Genomic DNA, 16,364 nt, shown 5'->3' with positions numbered 1-16,364 from the left:
CGCCGGCGCGCGGGGTGAAAGGCAACCTGTCCGCACGGTGAAGGGTTCATGGATCGATCCCCTGGCAGGTGACCGGCCCCAGGCGGGGCAGTGGGTCGTTGGTATCGGGGAAGCTTATCGTCATGTCGCAGCTCTGTCCGTTCCAGGTGGCGTGCAGGCGGCTGGTTTCGTCCAGCCCGGTCAGGTAAACCTCGCCGCGCAGGCCGACCGGGAAAGCCATCGTGCTGCCATCGACGGTCACTTCGGCCCCGGCCGGCAGGGCACTGCCGTCATCGAGTTTGATGACGACGATCGCGCCGCGCGAACGCGTGACGGGGAAGGTCAGCGCCAATGCGCTTTGGTAGTACGGCACGGCATCGAGTTGCAGACCCGTGATCTGCGCGTCCATCGGCAAGTCGGCCTGTTCGATGCGGATCGGGTTTTTCTGATATGGGCGCAGGCGCGGCACCAGCGCGTAACCATCGCTGTCAGTGGTGGCGACTTGCTGATTGTCGGCGTAGACGCGCACGTCGGCAAAACCGGGCACCTGGACTACCGCAAAGCTGCCATCGATGTGGCGGCTGGGAAATACCTTGCCACTCAGCAGCGCGATGCCGCCGCGGACGCCCATCCGATATGCCTGCCCGTCCGGGTTCGATGCAACGCCAACGCTGTACGTACCTACGTCGTTCTGCAAAGTGAGGTCGGCCTGGCGCGGATCGTTCGCGGCAAGCCCCGCCTGCAGGCGATAGCCCACGCCGGTACCCACCGGCAGGCTACGCCGATACTGCACGCTGCCGTGGCTGTCGCTGGCGCGGCTCTGACCGCTGAAACTGACGCTGTCGGCCGCGCCCAACGGCACGGTGAGGTTGAGTGAGAACAGTGGCGCGGGATCGTCGCCAAGAAAGCGTAGTGCCGACAGCGAGAGATAACCAAGCCAGCCGAGCGAACGGCTGTAGCTGAGGCCGACCAGCTCGACGTCGTCCTGGTCGCGAAGATCCTGGTACGTGTAATTCAGGCTCAGCGAGCCGACGCGGCCGGCGGACATACTCACGAAGGCGCTGGACGTCTGCCGCGGTGGATGTGTCGTCGGCAGGTAGCCCAGCTGGGTGAAGCCGTCGGTGGTCACCCGGGTGCGCGCACCGTAACTGAGGTAGCGCGACTGATGCTGGATGCCCAGCTCCATCAGCGCGCCCGTGCCGGCACGGTCGTGGCTGCCGGCCACCGATGCCGTCAGCACGCCGACATTGCCCAGCAACACGGTGCTGCCGATGCCCAGGGTCTGCTGATCGTGCGTGGCCTCCACATGCAGCTCGCCGGTGAAGCTGTCGGAGAAGCCACGTCGCTCGGTGGCGGCGGCAACCAGCCGTCCGTAGTCGTTGCTGACCCGGCCGTAATTTTCGCGCTCGAAACCCAGTTCATAGGAATAATCGCGCAGCCCCGCCGCCAGCAAGCCGCCGCTTGCGTAGAACGGTTGGGTCACCACTTGCTCGCGACCCAGCATGTCGCGCACCACCATGCGGATGTCGCCCTGGCCGGTGACGATGGGGAGATCCTGGATGGTGAACGGCCCGCTGGGCACGTTGCGCCGCAGTCGCAGGACGTTGTTGACGTAGAAATCCACGGTGGACGGTTCCGCGGCCACGCCGTCCAGCGTGGGCAGCGGAAAGCTGATGAAGCCCGGCTGGGTCGCAAAGTTGGTGCCCCACTGCACGCCGCCGAACCGCACGCCACGGCCCCAACTGCTGGGCGCGCTGATCACGTCGCCAAAGCGCAGGCTGGCCATGTCCGCCGGGCGGTCGTGGGTCCAGGTGGTGTCCAGGCGCAGCGTCCGATTGCTGCCATCACGATGGCGCGCCAGGAACGTGCTCGAACCGGAGCCCCAGCTGCCGAATACGCCTGCGTCCAGCAACGCGTTGACGTGCGACGACCCATGCGCGCCGCGTGCGCCGAAGATGTCGTAATTGACGTAGCCGCCAGGCGGCGAAGGCATCGGCTGGTCGGCGGCGCGCGAGATGCCGCTGAAATGGGTGGCTGCGAACCGGCTCGCCGATACGTCCAGCAGCAGTGTGCCTTGCGACGAGTCGATCCGATAAGTCAGCCCCGCGATCGCCGACAGCGGAAGGTAATCGTCCGCACCATGGGTGACTACGGCGACGTCGGCGACCGGGATGCGCCAGCGTTCGAGGTCGGCGGCGCGAACCAGTACATTGCGATTGGCATCCTGCAGCACCAGCACGGTGTCCTCGGGCATGCCATTCACATGCACCTCGAACCAGGCTTCCGTCAGGGAGTCGCTCGTATTCTGTGGTGGCGCAGCGACAGGTGCAGGCGGCATCGGCGCTGGCGTCGCCACCGCCGTACTGGAGACCGCGTCCACAGATGCGGGTGGCGTATCCAGCGGAGGTACCGACATGGTCACGGTTGGAACGATGTCCACCACAAGCCGATAGGTGTGGTTGTTGACCGGTGCGAGATGGAAAATCTGCAGGGCGATGGCGGTCGGCGTGGTCAGATCCATGCGCGTAACAGCCGCATCGCGACTGAATCGGATCGACGTCAGGAACGGGTTGCGCCTGATCTTGTCCGACAGGCTTTGCAATACCGCATCCAGCACAACGTCCCCCAGGTCGACGGCGAGCGTTTCACCGGGCTCGGTCGGGTTGATGACACGGGCTTGGATGGGGCGGTCAGACTCCAGCACCAGCCGGATGCGGTCCGGTACCAGTGCTGCCTGGACGGTGCTCACGTGGACCACGCCCGTTGCCGCAGGCGTTGCCGCAGCGTCGGAGGGGATCAGTCCGACGGTGGAGTTTTCCTGCCCTGGTTCCGCCGGATCGCGGTAGAAATCCATCACCAGACGGTCAGCGTGCCCACCGCCGGAGCGCAGGTTGAATATCCGCGGCGTGATGCTCGTCGGCGCGGTCAGCTCCATCCGCGTGCCAGTGCCTGTGGGAGAAAGCCGGACACCGGCGATGAAGGGATTGTTCGCACCGATCGCCTTGCCCAGGCCGGCGAGGGTCTGCCCCATGGACACGTCATCGAGATCGACGACCAGCGCGCCGGTACGTGCATCACGCTCCATCCGGGCGCGGATCGGCTTGTCCGATTCCAGCACCAGCCGGGTGTGTTCCGTATCCAAACCCACACGTACAGCCTGCACCTCGACCGCCGCCTTCGACGTATCGGGCACAGTGGCCAACAGCACGGCAAGACATGCCACGGCGGCACTGGTTCTGTGCGCGGGTACGAAAGAACGACGGAGGTCGGCAGGCAGGCCAACACGCGGGGAAATGGGCGTGGCTGCGGCGGGCCCCGAACGCGTCATCTTCCACTGGGCGCGGATCGCACCCGTTCGGACTGCAATGGCGGCGTCTGGACCACGGCCCGCTTACTTTTCGGCCACGATCAGGTCGGTCTGCATGCTGCGGCCATCGGACTGCGCAGCAAGATGCAGTTTGCTGCCGGGCGCGATCGGGGTGTTCAACAGCCAATCGTGCGTGGCACCGGGCAGCACGTAAACGACGTGGTCCTCCATGGGCAGGGGTTTGTTGCCCAAGGTGGTGGATAGCTTGAATCTGCTCAGGCGGGCGTGCTTCTGACCACGATTGGTCACGTGGATCAAGGTCTGGCCCGCAGCGGTATTCTCCATCTGCCACTCCAGTTGTGGCGCCACCGCGACATCCTGGAGTACGAAAATCGGCAGGCTTATCTGCAAGCTCATCCGCAAGCCGCTGAAACCGGGCTTGGGGGGCGATGGCACTTCACGCAGGAACAGCCGATAAGCGCGTTCGGTGGTGTCGGGCGGCCGCCGCGATCCCACCCGGATCACTTGGGTGCCCCCTGGGGCGATGGTGAAAATGGGCGGGGTCGCCAGGATGTCCACGGCCGGAGCGTACTGATCTCTCCCGTCCGGCTGCGACCAGGCCACGGCTTCGAGCTGGATCACCGCCGCTTCCGTACCCGTATTGCGCACGGTCAGCGCGCTGACCGGCTGGCCTCGGGTCAATGTGGCCGATACCGGGCTGACCTGGAACGATCCGGCGATCACCGAACTGACGGTGACCGCGAAAAGAACCAGGCCGCAAGCGGCCTGGGGGAAAATCGCTTTCATGGTGTCAGAACGTCACAGTGACTACTACGTTGTCGGAATAGGAGTCCGCTGCGACGTTCTGGGCGCCCGCCACGGATCCGTACACGGTGACGGAATCCGAGGTGCCGGAGCCCGTGATTGATTTCCCGGTCGTTGCATCATTGCCCCAAGCCATGGAGCAGGTGACGCTGTCCTGGCATAACTCATAGGAGAGAAACTGGCCGTTGACAGCGCCAACCATTCGACGAAGCGGCACGGCATCCGTGGACCCAGTGTCGAAATTCTCGCCCTGACCGAGTGTGATGGTCGCATCGGAGCCACTGGTGCAGGTGGTATTGATTGTGCCCGAACTCGTGAGTGCGTCGCTCGCGTTAGTCGTCACCGGATCGTAGGTGCCAAAGGCTACCGCCGTGGTCGAATCGACGGTGCAGTTCGCACTGACGGTGGCGGTAACGGACAGATTATCGGTGTCGGTGCCGGCGATGGCCGTGCCGCTGACGGCAGCAAACGCCACGATCAGCGCCGCGGCGACGGTGGAGCGGGTAAAGCGGGTTTTGGTTTGCATGTTTGTTTTCCCCTGCAAGTAATGTGACCGCCATCGAGGCTGGGTCAACGAAGTACCGCGGTTGAAGGAATTGTCGAAAACGTGTCGTCTGATGGTGTGCCAGACCGGCTTGAAATCCGATGCAAGAAGCAGGCTAAAACGCGAATTTCCGGCTACATGAAAATCTCCAGCCAGAAAAAATGTGACACACATCTCATTTTCTTCGGATATGGGGGAGGCCGGTCCGTTGCTTGGCGTTGAATGGGTATCTCCCTCGTCAATTCATCGGCGTCGAAGAAAAACTCTTGAGTTCGCGTGGAAAGACAGACGGTTGAAAGTCACGGGGTTGGTGCACTCAATGGATGGAAATTCTCGCGCTTGTTTCGCCGCCTTCATATTCGAATGCTTGCCTCGTTCCCCCGGCGCTATTCGCTTGCCATTGGCCATACCGCGACTGGCACAAACCACCAATGTTTCCAAATGCGAATCAATGTGCGTGGAGTGGGAAGATGTCATGCAGTCGGTCGGACGCATCCATCGACCACAACCTCCACGGAGTCTGAGTCATGCGTATTCTGGTTATCGGTGCCGGTGCCACCGGCGGTTATTTCGGCGGGCGTCTGCTGCAGCACGGGCGCGATGTCACCTTCCTGGTGCGCGAGCGCCGTGCGGCGCAACTGGCGCAGCATGGCCTGGCGATCCACAGCTTCGCCGGCGATGTGAACCTGCCGGCGCCGCCGACCGTAGTGGCGGCGGCGCTGCGCGAGCCGTACGACCTGATCCTGCTCAGCTGCAAGGCCTACGGCCTGGAACAGGCAATGGCCGACATGGCGTCGGCGGTGGGGCCGGATACCGCGATCCTTCCGTTGTTGAACGGCATGCGCCAGCTCGATCTGCTGGAGGCGCGTTTCGGCGCACAGCATGTGCTGGGCGGGCAGTGCGTGATCGCCGCCACGCTGGATGGGGACGGCGCCGTGCGGCATCTGAACCAGACGCACGGCCTCACCTTTGGCGAACGCGACGGCAGCGCATCCGAACGCATGCAGCGCATCACGGGCGAGCTGAGCGATGCCGGTTTCGACGCCCGCCCCAGCCAGCACGTGCTGCAGGACATGTGGGACAAATGGGTGTTCCTGGCGTCGCTGGCCGGCATCACCTGCCTGATGCGCGGCCCGGTCGGCGATATCGTCGCCGCACCCGGTGGCACCGCGGCGGCGTTGGCGCTGCTGGAAGAGTGCCGCGTGGTGGCGGAACGCGCCGGGCATGCGCCGGGCGAGGCCACGTTGCAACGTGCCCGCGGGATACTCACCGAAGCCGGTTCGAGCCTAACCGCGTCGATGCTGCGCGACCTGCAACATGGCCATGCGATCGAGGCCGATCACGTCATCGGCGACATGCTGGCGCGAGCTGATTCGCAACACGCCACGTCGTCGCTGCTGGCGGTGGTTTACGCGAATCTGAAGGTGTACGAGGCGGGCATGGCGGAGACGCGATCAGTCTGACCCTGAGCGCTCGCCGGTCGGTCTGAGCAGTCGCGAAGCGCGATGCTGTTCCTTCCCCCGCTTGCGGGGGAAAGGTGCCGGAAGGCGGAAGGGGCACGCGGCAAAAGCCGCGCCGCTGTTGGCTTTTTACGCCGACTGAGGAGCGCCCCCATCAGCCCTCCGGGCAGCTTCCCCCGCTACGCAGGGGAAGCAAGCGGGTCCTCCGATTTTCGCAACCGCGCAGCCCGGACGGTAAGTCGGTCAGCAAACCACGTCGCCTACCAGATCTTCACCTGCTTCTCCCCATCGCGCACCATCGCGTCGCCGCGCTTGCACTGAAATGCCCTGGCGAATTCCGGCATGTTCGATGGTGCGCCGATGGCGCGGAATGGTGCGGGCGCGTGCGGGTCGGTGTTGAGCAGGGTGAGTTGTGCCTTGGGGCGGATGTTGCCGCGCCACACGCGCGCCCAGTTGAGGAAGAAGCGCTGGTCTTGCGTATAGCCGTCTATCTTGCGGTTGGCCTCGGCCGGGTTTTTCGACAATGCCATCTGCAGCGCGGTGTAGGCCGCGTTGAGCCCGCCCAGATCACCGATGTTTTCGCCCATCGTCAGCTGGCCGTTGACGTGTTTGCCGGGCAGCGGTTCGTAGGCGTCGAATTGCGCGCCCAGCTTTTTGGTGCGTGCCTCGAATGCGGCGCGGTCGGCGTCGGTCCACCAGTTGACGTTGTTGCCCTGCGCATCGAACTTGCTACCCTGGTCGTCGTAGCCGTGGCCCATCTCGTGGCCGATCACGGCGCCGATGCCGCCGTAGTTGATCGCGTCATCCGCGTTGGCGTCGAAGAACGGCGGCTGCAGGATCGCCGCGGGAAACACGATCTCGTTTTTCTGCGCGCTGTAATACGCATTCACCGTCTGCGGCGTCATGCCCCATTCGTCGCGATCCACCGGCTTGCCGATCTTGGCCATGCGGTAGTCGTGGTCGAACTTCGACGCGGCCTGCATGTTGGCGTAGTAGTTGTCCGGCGCCAGCGTCAGCCCGGACCAGTCACGCCACTTGTCCGGGTAACCGATCTTGGGCACGAAGGTGGCCCATTTCTGCAGCGCCTTCTGCTTGGTGGCATCGCTCATCCACGGCAGCTGTTCGATGCGGGTGCGGAAGGCGGCACGCAGGTTGTCGACCAGTTGCTGGGCGCGCTGCTTGGCCACCGGCGAGAAATGGTCGGCCACGTAGAGTTGGCCCAGCGCCATGCCCATCGCATCGTTGGTGGCTTCCAGCACGCGTTTCCAGCGTGGCTTGATGTCTTTCTGCCCGTTCAGCGCCTGCTCGTGGAATGCGAAATCCGCCTGCTGGAACGGTGTGGACAAGTAGGGCGCTGCGTTGTCGATGGCGTGATAACGCAGGTAGGCCTGCCAGGTGGCGACCGGCTCGTCGCCGAGCATCTGCTGCACTTCGGCGAAAAACTTCGGCTGCGACAGCGAGAAGCCGTCGGTGACGTTGGCGTTCTGTGTCTTGAAGAAGGCGGCCCAGTCGAAGCTCGGCGTCACCTTGTCGGCCTCGGCGAGGCTGACGTAGTGGTAGCGGTTTTCCGGCTGGCGCAATTGCACGGGTACCAGCGAGGCGGCGGCAAGACGGGTTTCGAAGGCCAGCACGGCGGTGGCCTGGCGTTGCGCGTCGGCGCTGGCGGTGCCGGTGAGTTCGAACAGTCTGGCGATGTGCTTCACGTAGGCGCTGCGGATCGCCGCCTGTTCGGGTTTGCGGTAATAGTCCGCCGTGGGCAGGCCCAGGCCGCCCTGGTTGGCGTAGGCGATCTGCCGGTTGGAATCCTTGAAGTCGGCATTGCCGCCGAAGCGGAACAGTACCGGCTCGCCCTGCGCATGGCTGTCGCGGATGTAGCGCACCACGTCGTCGCTGTCGCGCAGCGCGGCGATCTGCGCCAGGCGAGGCTTGATCGGTGCAAAGCCGGCTTTGTCGATGGCGGCCTCGTCCATGCCCGACGCGTACAGGTAGCCGATTTTCTGCTCGATCGAGCCGGGCTTCGCGGTGGCCGCGTGGTGCGCGGCGTTCTCCACGATGGTGCGCTGCACGTTCAGGCTGTCTTCGCGCAGCAGGTCGAACGAGCCCCAGCGGGTGCGGTCGTCCGGAATCGGGTTGGCCGCCACCCACTTGGCGTTGACGTAGCCGTTGAAGTCGTTGCAGGCGTTGAGCGTGGTGTCGATCTCGCTCACGTCGAACGCGCTGTGCGATGCGGCGACGACCGGGACGGACAGGGCCAGTCCGATGGCGAGGGCGAGCGGCCGGACGATGCGGAAGGTCATGGAATCTCCTGGGTGCGCGCGGCGCATGGTCAATGTCGAAACCGCACCGTAGGCAGCAACGCAGGGTGCCAGAAGTGCCCAAGGTCATGCCGCAGGTCATGGTGGCGGAACGCGGCCGCCCACTATCATGTCGGGCATGACGGAAACTGAAGCCCTGACCTTTCGCACGGCGCGCGCCGCCGATGCCGCCGCCATTGTCGACCTGGTGGAATCCGCCTATCGCGGCGAATCCGGCCTGCGCGGCTGGACCACCGAATCCAACCTGCTCGATGGCCGGCGAACCAATGTCGATGACGTGCTGACATTGATCGCCGGGCCGCACAGCCAGCTGCTGCTGGCCGAACGCGATGGCAAGTTGATGGCCTGCTGCCAGCTGGAACAACGCGGCGACAGCGGCTATTTCGGCATGTTCGCCGTCGACCCGCTGGCGCAGGGGGCGGGCCTGGGCAAACGCGTGCTGGCCGAGGCCGAGCGCATCGTGGGCGAAACCTGGGGCTGCGTCACGTTGCGCATGACGGTGATCGTGCAGCGCGATGAACTCATCGCCTGGTATGGCCGTCGCGGCTACCAGCGCACCGGCCAGTTCGAGCCGTTCCCGTATGGCGACGAGCGTTTCGGCATCCCCCGCCGCGACGACCTGCGCTTCGAAGTACTGCTGAAGAACCTGACGGAGGCCGCGGCATGAGCGACTGGAACGTGCACGACTGGATCCGCGTTGGCACGCGCAGCGATTTCCTGCCCGGCGAGTACAAGGTCGTGTGGGATGGCGACACGCCGATCGCCGTGTACAACATCGACGGCGCGCTGTATGCCATCGAAGACACCTGCACCCACGACGGCGGCGATCTTGCCGGCGGCGAGGTATTCGGTTTCGAAGTGGAATGCCCGCGCCACGGCGCGCGCTTCGACGTGCGCACCGGCGCGGTGACGAAACCACCGGCGTACGAGCCGATTGCCAGCTTCCCCGTGCGCGAGGAAGACGGCGCCATCTGGACCCGCGACGACCGGTAAAGCCCCGGGTCGCGGTGTTGCAGGCGTAGCGAGAATGCGCGCCGGCGTTAACGTCCAGCACACACCAGCGTAAGCAGATTGAAAGCGAGCGGTTTCATGCTTTGGTCATGACTATCGCGCCCTTCGCTCGCCACGTCACCATTGCGCGACCCTCGTTGCCGCGCGCTTTCCGACGTTCGTTCCCCTGGGATGCGTGGCGGCGGGATTCGGTGGCGCGGGTGCTTGGCCACATGTTTCGCAAGGTGGGCCGTGGCTTGTGCGAGCCGGGTGGTCTGCCGACGGTCGGCATCCATCGGGTACTGGTCTGCCGGCCGAACCATCGGCTTGGCAACAGCGTGTTGATCAGTCCGCTGATCGCCGAGGTCGAGACGCTGTACCCGGGTGCCGAGATCGACATTCTGGGCAGCCACGCCACCGCCTGCCTCTACGACAACCGGTTCAGCGTGCACGAGGTGTTCGTGCTGCCGCAGAAGATCGCCCGCCATCTGTGGGTTTCGATACGCGCGTTGCGGGCGCTGCGGCGGTGTCATTACGATCTGGCCATCGACGCCTGCCATGGGTCGCAGTCCGGGCGGATCGCGCTGGCCCTGTCGCACGCGCGATACAAACTGGGGTTTCCGGACCCGAGGATGAATCCGGGGTCGGCATGGCATGCGCTGGCATGGCCGCGCCATCTCGCCGATCGAAGTGTTTTCCTGCTGCGCCAGGCATATGCCGGCCCCACGCGTGCGGATTACCCGCCACTCAATCTCGATCTGACGCCGCGCGAAATACAGGAGGCGGCCAAGGTCATGGGCCGCGTTTGTGGCGCGTCGCGTGGGTCGCACAGCATGACGGTGGCGATCTTCCCCAATGCCACCGGCGCCAAGTGTTACAGCGAAAGCTGGTGGAACCAGTTCGTGGACACGTTCCAGGCGTTGTGCCCGCAAGTGCAACTGGTGGATTTGCTGGCCGCGCATGGGCACTCGCAACTGGGGTCGCGGCTGACGCCGTTCTACTCGCAGAACCTGCGCCGGCTGGCCGCGATGATTGCCTGCATGGATGGCTTCATCAGCGCCGACTGCGGCGTCATGCACCTGGCTGCCGCCAGCGGCACGCCGACGCTTGGCTTGTTTTCGGTGACCGACCCGACCAAGTACGCGCCTTGCGGCGGTGCCAACGCCGCGCTGGATACCCGCGGGATGCATGCCGTGGTGGTGGCGACAGCCGCCGCCGAATGGTGCGCGAAGCTCTCGCCGAAACAGGTGGCCGGCGGCACGTCGTCGCGGGGCTGACCTGCCTCGCCACGCGGTGCGAATCCACGCCGGATGCGATCACGATCGTCCCGCGGTCAGCACACCGCCAACGCCCGAACGCGGCGCGGTCGAGCTGCGTCACTGACGCGTCGAATCCGGACCCTGCGTGTTGTCGCGGCGACGCAGCAGCGCATACAGCACCGGCATCACCAGCAGCACCAGCGGCAGCTGCACCAGCATGCCGGAGATGATCGCGATGGCCAGCGGCTGCTGCATCTGCGAACCCCGGCCGATGGCAAGCGCCAGCGGCAGCAGGGTCAGGACCGCCGCCAGCGTGGACATCAGGATCGGCCGGGTGCGGTGTTCGCCGGCCGCGTGCAGTGCGGCGTGCAGTTCGTGTTCCTTCTCCGCTTCCTGCAGCTCCGAGAAATAGAAGATCGCCAGCTCGGTGACGATGCCGACGATCATCGTCATGCCCATCATCGCCGAGATGTTGAGCTCGATGCCGGTAACCCACAGCCCCACGAACACGGCGGGAATGGCCAGCAGCGGCATCGCCAGGATGGTGATGGCCACGCGGAAACTTTCGTACAGGAACAGCAGCAGGGTGAACACCAGCGCGATCGCCGCTGCCATCACGATCATCAATCCGCGAAACGCCTGTTGCTGCTGCTGATAAGTGCCGCCCAGCTGATAGACCACGCCCCTGGGCAGCAGGCCCGGGGTGCTCATCACCTTTTTCACATCGGCGGCGGCGGCGCCCAGGCTGCGGCCGCTGAGGCGGCCGGTCACCGAGACCGTCCGCTTCAGGTTGATCCGCGTGATCTCCGGCTGGCCCTGCACGGGGGTGATGGTGGCCACGCGCGACAGCGGCACCATGTGGCCATCGGGGGCGCGGATCAGCAACTGGTTGATCTGCTCGATGCGCCGATGCGCGCTTTCCGGCAGCCGCACGCGCACGCCCACCAGCTTGTCGCCCTCGGGCATGCTGGCGGCGACCGTGCCGTCGACTGCCGCGGCCACCTGGTCGGTGACGCTGACCGGGTCGAGCCCTTCGAGTGCGGCCCTGGTTTCGTCCACCTTGATGGTCAGCGCGTCGCCGGCCGGGTTGATGCCGTCGAGCACGCTGACCACGCCATCGATCCTGCGGATTCTTGCGGCGACTTTTTTCGCGGTGACGTTCAAGGTGGCGGCATCGGCACCGGAAAGCTGCACGTCGATCGGTTGCGGCACCGCGACCAGGTCGCCGATCAGGTCCTCCATCAACTGCGCCACGTCGACGTCCAGCCCCGGCACCTGCTTATCTATCTGGCTGCGTACCGTTTCCATCACCTGCTCGGTCGAGGGCCGCGCGCCGTTTTTCAGGCGCACGAAGAAATCACCGGTGTTCGCTTCGGTCAGGCCGCCGCCGAGTTGCAGGCCGGTGCGCCGCGAATAGGTGTCGACATCGGGATTGGCGCGGATGATGGTTTCGACCTGGTGCAGCAGGCGGTCGGTTTCCTCCAGCGAGGTGCCCGGCGGCGACAGGTAATCGAGGATGAAACCGCCCTCGTCCATCTTCGGCATGAAGCCGGAGCCGACCTGGGTGAAAGCCAGGCCGCCAAGCGCGAGCAGCGGGACGATGATGATCAGCACCAGCCACGGCCGCTTCAACCCGCGCGCCAGCGTGTTCTGGTAGCCGGCCATCATGCGGCGGGCGAATCGGTCTTGCGTGGGCTCGGCAAGATGTTTCCGATCGAGAAAGCGCTCGGCCAGCAGTGGCACCGCCACCCAGGTCAGCAGGTAGGAAATGATCAGCGCGCTGGCCATGGTCAGCGACAGCGCCTTGAAGAACGCGCCGGTGACGCCGGTCAGGAACGCCAGCGGCAGGAAGATCACGATGGTGGCGGCGCTGGAACCGCTCAGCGGCCGGGTGAATTCCCACGCCGCTTCGGCCACGCGCTGGTGGATCTCGCCGGCACCGCCGGCAACCCGGCGCATGATGTGTTCCAGCATCACGATGATGTCGTCGATGATCAGGCCCACGGCGGCCGCCATGCCGCCCAGGGTCATCATGTTGAAACTCATGCCCAGCACGGACAGCAGCAGCATGGTGATGGCCAGCACCGCCGGCACCACGATCAGCGCGATCAGGATCACCCGCGTGTTGCGCAGGAACACGAACAGCACCAGGCCCGCCAGCACGATGCCGATCAGGATCGCATCGCGCACGCTGCCGGCCGCCGCCGTCACCAGCTGGGTCTGGTCGTACCAGTTAGCGATGTGCACGCCCGCGGGCAGTTGCGGCGCGTAGTCGGCCAGCCTCTGCCTCACGTCCCTGGCGATCTGCACGCTGTTACCGCCGGGTTGCTGATAGACCTGCAGCAGCACCGCGTTCTGGCCGTCGGCGTTGACCCGGATCCACTGCGGCACATGGCCGAGGCTGACCCGCGCCACATCCTTCAGGCGAATGACGCCACCCAGGTTCGCCCGCACCACGATGTCGCCCAGCGCGGCAAGCGTGGTCGGTTGGTTGTCGGCCAGCAGCAGGTACAGCTTGTAGTGATCCGACACGCGGCCCATCGCCTGGATCGTGGCCGCGTGGCTCACCGCCGTGGTCACGTCGGCCAGGCTCAGGTCCAGCGCGCGCAACTTCTGTGGGTCCACGTCGGCATGGAATTCGGCCGCGGCGCCGCCTTGCACGTCGACGTTCGCCACACCGGTGACGGAGCTGAGCAACGGCCGCAACTGGTACTGGGCCAGGTCATGCAGGTCGCTTGGCGACAGCGTGTGCGAGCGCAGGCTGAAGCCGAGTTCGGGGAAGGTGGTGGGGTCCATCCGCCGGGTGGTCAGCTGCGTGCCGGCGGGCAGCTGCGCCAGCACCTGGCTGGCGGCGCCGTTGATCTCCTGCAGCGCCGCGTTCATGTCGAAGCCCCAGTCGAAACTGACCTCGATCTGCGCACTGCCACGACTGGTGGTGGACTTCACATCGCGCACGCCACGTACCCGACGCACCGCCACTTCAACCGGCGTGGTCACCTGGATGGCCATCTGGTCGGCTGGCCGGTCGCCCGCATCGAGGCTCATCTGCACCCGCGGAAAGGCGACGTCGGGAAACAGCGCCACCGGCATGAAGAACGCGCTGGCGATGCCGCCCACGGCCAGCATGAAAACCAGGAACAGCAACGAGCGGCGATGCCGCTGCATCCACAGGCTGAAGTTCACGTCGACGAACTCGAGCTGGCTGGGGGCTGCATGGCGGCGGCCGCTACGCCGTCCTTCGGCGCGCTGACCGTTACCGCGTCACCATCACCGAGTTCGTAGACGCCAAGCACCACGATCGGCGCACGTGGGTCGATCGATCCCTGCACCCCGACGGTGTCGCCATCGGGGCTGCGCACCGTCACGTCGACGCGCTTGGCGTGGCCATCGTGCACCTGAAACAGATAGTCGCCCTGGTCGTCGTGCAGCACGGCCTTGCGCGGCACGGCCCATGCGCGGAAATTGCCGGCGTCGATCTGCGCAGTCACGGCCGTGCCGGCCAGCAGCCTGGTGCCCGTACTGGCTGGCAGCTCGACCTGCGCGGGCAGCAGATGGCTCTGCGGATCGATGGATTGGCCGACCATGCGCAGCGTGCCGACAAAAGTTTCCGCGGGCGCGTAGACGCTCTTCAATTGCACCGGCATGCCCGCCTTCAGCTTCCCGCCGCTTTGCGGCTGCACGCCGAGTTGCGCCACCAGGGCGTGTGCCGGCGTGAAATCCAACAGCGGCGCGTTCGCCGCCACGCGCTCACCCAGGCCCACACGCAACGCGGTCACCACGCCGTCGGCCGGTGCCGTTACCGCTTCGCTGGCGCTGCTGCCGCCGATAGCCTTCTGGGCCTCCAGTGCGGCCTGCGCATCAGCCAGGCTCTTGCGGGCGGCGGCCAGCTGGGATTGCGTGGCCAGCCGCTGCACGACAAGTTTTTCGGTGCGCTGCAGGTCGCCGCGCGCCAGCTCCAGCGCCGTCTGCGCCTGCTGGAAGGCCTGGCGCGTCGTCGGGTCGGGACTGATGGTCAACAGTGTCGCGCCACGCTGCACGCGTTGCCCCGCATTGGCGGCCACGCTGACGACCTGGCCGCCATGGGCCAGGCTCAAGGTGCGCGCGCGGTTCGGATCGCCCACGGCCGTGCCGATGGCCTCGATCGTGTCGTGGAACAGCTGCTGCCGCGGCGTCATGGTGGTGACAGTCACCGTGTTGCTGTCGTCAGTGGGCTGGGGTGGGCTGGCACCGTCGCAGCCGGCCAGCAAGCCGAGCACGGCCAGGGCGCCGAGGTATGAGGTCACGTAGCGGCGAATCATGGGGAAGATTTCCTGGCGACGGGAATGTCGGCGCTGCCCAGCAGCGCCTGCAGTGCAACGGCAGCGCTGGTGCGCTGCTGACGGAAGCTGAGCAGATCGAGGTCGGCGCTGAGCGCGTTGCTGCGGATGGCAAGGTAGGTGGGCCAATCCAGCAACTGCCCGCGCCACGCCGTTTCGGCTGCGCGCCGCGCCGCGTCCAGCTGGCCAACGTGGGCGACGAGTGGCGCGCGTTGCGCATCCAGCGTGGCCAGGTCGGCCTGCAGCCGCGCCACGTCGCTGCGGGCGGTGAGCACGCGCTCGTCGTACGCATCCTTCAGCTGCACGCGGGTGGCGCGTTCGATCGCGATGTTGCCGCGGTTGCGGTTGAACAAGGGCAGGTTGATGCCGATGCTGAAACCCTTGGTGTACACGGCGCTGGTGTCGCGTGCGGTGTTGAAGCCCAGCGTAAGCGCGGGGAATTGCGCCAGGATGGCGCCGCGCAGCGCTGCGTCTTGCGCCGCATAGCCGGCCTTCAGCGCGAGCAGGTCAGGCCGCCGCGCGGGCAGGTCGGTCAATGCCTGCTGGATTTGCGCGGCAGTGGGTTGAACGGGATCGGTGCCCTCCACCAGTTCGATCGGCGCGCTGGCGGCCAGCCCCAGCAACACGTGCAGATCGCTCTGCGCCTGGTGCAATTGTGTTGCCGTGTCGCCGAGGCGTTTGCGCACGTCGGCGTCGGCATTGAGCCCGGCGCTGGCCGTGTCGTAGCTGAGGTTGCCTTCTTGCAGCGCCATTTGCACATGGCGGTCCACCGGCGCCAGCGCATCCGCTTCCAGCTGCAACCGATGTTGTTGCGCGCGCAACGCGACGACTTGGTCGAACAGCTGGCGCGCCTGCGTCACCGTCTGCCATTCCGCCCACAGCAGCTCCAGGTTGACCTGCTCGACGTGGCTGCGCGCCTCGGCTGTGCGCGAGGAGCGCGTGAGCAGCGCGCTGATGTCCTCGCTGATGCCGAGGTTGAATGCCTTGCTCAGGCCCGGCCCGGAGTGCTGCGGAAAATCCGCACCCAGACTCAGCTGCGGGTCGGGCAGCAGGCCGGCCGCGAACGCCTGCGCGCGGGCCAGCCCCAGTTCGTCGCGCCGGAGTTTCAGCGCCGGGCTGTTCGCCACCGCCAGCATCGCCAGCTCGGTTGCATCCAGGCCATCGGACGGATCGAAGCGATGGGTCGACAGCACGGGCAGCGGCATCGCCGACGTCGGCGCCGTGAGTTGCGCCACGCTGGAGGCGCCGTGCCCGTCGCCCAGCGGCAGTGCGGAGTAGGTGGCGCAGCCGGTCAGGATCAGCATGGTGCCGATCAACAGGCCTATGCGGATGCCGTGGCGAAGTGAACGGCTGCGAACGGCCGGGCGCG

Annotated in this window: 11 protein-coding genes; 4 read left to right on the top strand and 7 right to left on the bottom strand. The window is 65.9% G+C overall.

Annotation, left to right across the window (positions count from 1 at the left end; translation table 11 throughout):
- Window positions 1-46: 46 nt before the first annotated feature.
- The 3 genes from ASD68_RS08040 to ASD68_RS08030 form a co-directional block, all read right to left on the bottom strand.
- Window positions 47-3,202 (bottom strand): fimbria/pilus outer membrane usher protein, encoded by a 3,156-nt coding sequence (locus ASD68_RS08040; RefSeq protein ID WP_162247412.1) that lies wholly within the window; start codon window positions 3,200-3,202, stop codon window positions 47-49.
- Window positions 3,203-3,370: 168 nt separating this feature from the next.
- Window positions 3,371-4,093 (bottom strand): fimbria/pilus periplasmic chaperone, encoded by a 723-nt coding sequence (locus ASD68_RS08035; RefSeq protein ID WP_056605530.1) that lies wholly within the window; start codon window positions 4,091-4,093, stop codon window positions 3,371-3,373.
- A gap of 4 nt (window positions 4,094-4,097) precedes the next feature.
- A complete protein-coding gene (locus tag ASD68_RS08030) occupies window positions 4,098-4,637 on the bottom strand; it encodes a spore coat U domain-containing protein (protein ID WP_056605527.1) in 540 nt (179 codons plus the stop codon).
- Between the two features lie 545 nt (window positions 4,638-5,182).
- Here ASD68_RS08030 and panE point away from each other — a divergent pair.
- A complete protein-coding gene (panE, locus tag ASD68_RS08025) occupies window positions 5,183-6,118 on the top strand; it encodes a 2-dehydropantoate 2-reductase (protein WP_056605524.1) in 936 nt (311 codons plus the stop codon).
- Between the two features lie 257 nt (window positions 6,119-6,375).
- On the opposite strand, the gene ASD68_RS08020 is transcribed toward panE, so the two are convergent.
- Window positions 6,376-8,412, bottom strand: coding sequence for a M13 family metallopeptidase (locus tag ASD68_RS08020; RefSeq protein ID WP_056605521.1), 2,037 nt, complete (start codon window positions 8,410-8,412; stop codon window positions 6,376-6,378).
- A 136-nt stretch (window positions 8,413-8,548) separates the two neighbouring features.
- Between ASD68_RS08020 and ASD68_RS08015 the strand changes: the two genes are divergently transcribed.
- The 3 genes from ASD68_RS08015 (at window position 8,549) to ASD68_RS08005 (ending at window position 10,697) form a co-directional block, all read left to right on the top strand.
- A complete protein-coding gene (locus ASD68_RS08015; RefSeq protein WP_056607393.1) occupies window positions 8,549-9,097 on the top strand; it encodes a GNAT family N-acetyltransferase in 549 nt (182 codons plus the stop codon).
- On the top strand, window positions 9,094-9,423 hold the full coding sequence (locus ASD68_RS08010; RefSeq protein ID WP_200945357.1) for a non-heme iron oxygenase ferredoxin subunit: 330 nt from the start codon (window positions 9,094-9,096) through the stop codon (window positions 9,421-9,423). The genes ASD68_RS08015 and ASD68_RS08010 overlap by 4 nt, the downstream gene beginning before the upstream one ends.
- 107 nt (window positions 9,424-9,530) lie before the next feature.
- Window positions 9,531-10,697: a glycosyltransferase family 9 protein gene (locus tag ASD68_RS08005; protein ID WP_056605518.1), complete on the top strand. Its 1,167-nt coding sequence runs from the start codon at window positions 9,531-9,533 to the stop codon at window positions 10,695-10,697.
- 99 nt (window positions 10,698-10,796) lie between these two features.
- Here ASD68_RS08005 and ASD68_RS08000 read toward each other — a convergent pair whose 3' ends face one another.
- Genes ASD68_RS08000 through ASD68_RS07990 form a run of 3 tightly spaced genes read right to left on the bottom strand, consistent with a single transcriptional unit; the run spans window position 10,797 to window position 16,299 of the window.
- A complete protein-coding gene (locus ASD68_RS08000; protein WP_056605516.1) occupies window positions 10,797-13,862 on the bottom strand; it encodes an efflux RND transporter permease subunit in 3,066 nt (1,021 codons plus the stop codon).
- Entirely contained in the window at window positions 13,859-14,977 is a 1,119-nt protein-coding gene (locus ASD68_RS07995; RefSeq protein ID WP_056605513.1) for an efflux RND transporter periplasmic adaptor subunit, read from the bottom strand. Before ASD68_RS07995 ends, ASD68_RS08000 begins: the two co-directional genes overlap by 4 nt.
- Complete coding sequence (locus ASD68_RS07990) at window positions 14,974-16,299, bottom strand: TolC family protein (RefSeq protein WP_200945392.1); 1,326 nt, start codon at window positions 16,297-16,299, stop codon at window positions 14,974-14,976. The genes ASD68_RS07995 and ASD68_RS07990 overlap by 4 nt, the downstream gene beginning before the upstream one ends.
- Window positions 16,300-16,364: the final 65 nt, after the last annotated feature.

The sequence above is a fragment of the Rhodanobacter sp. Root627 genome (genome assembly GCF_001427835.1).
GTDB classification, from domain to species: Bacteria; Pseudomonadota; Gammaproteobacteria; order Xanthomonadales; family Rhodanobacteraceae; genus Rhodanobacter; species Rhodanobacter ginsenosidimutans.
The sequence above is the reverse complement of the archived record's forward strand: the minus strand, read 5'-3'. Positions and strand labels throughout refer to the sequence as shown.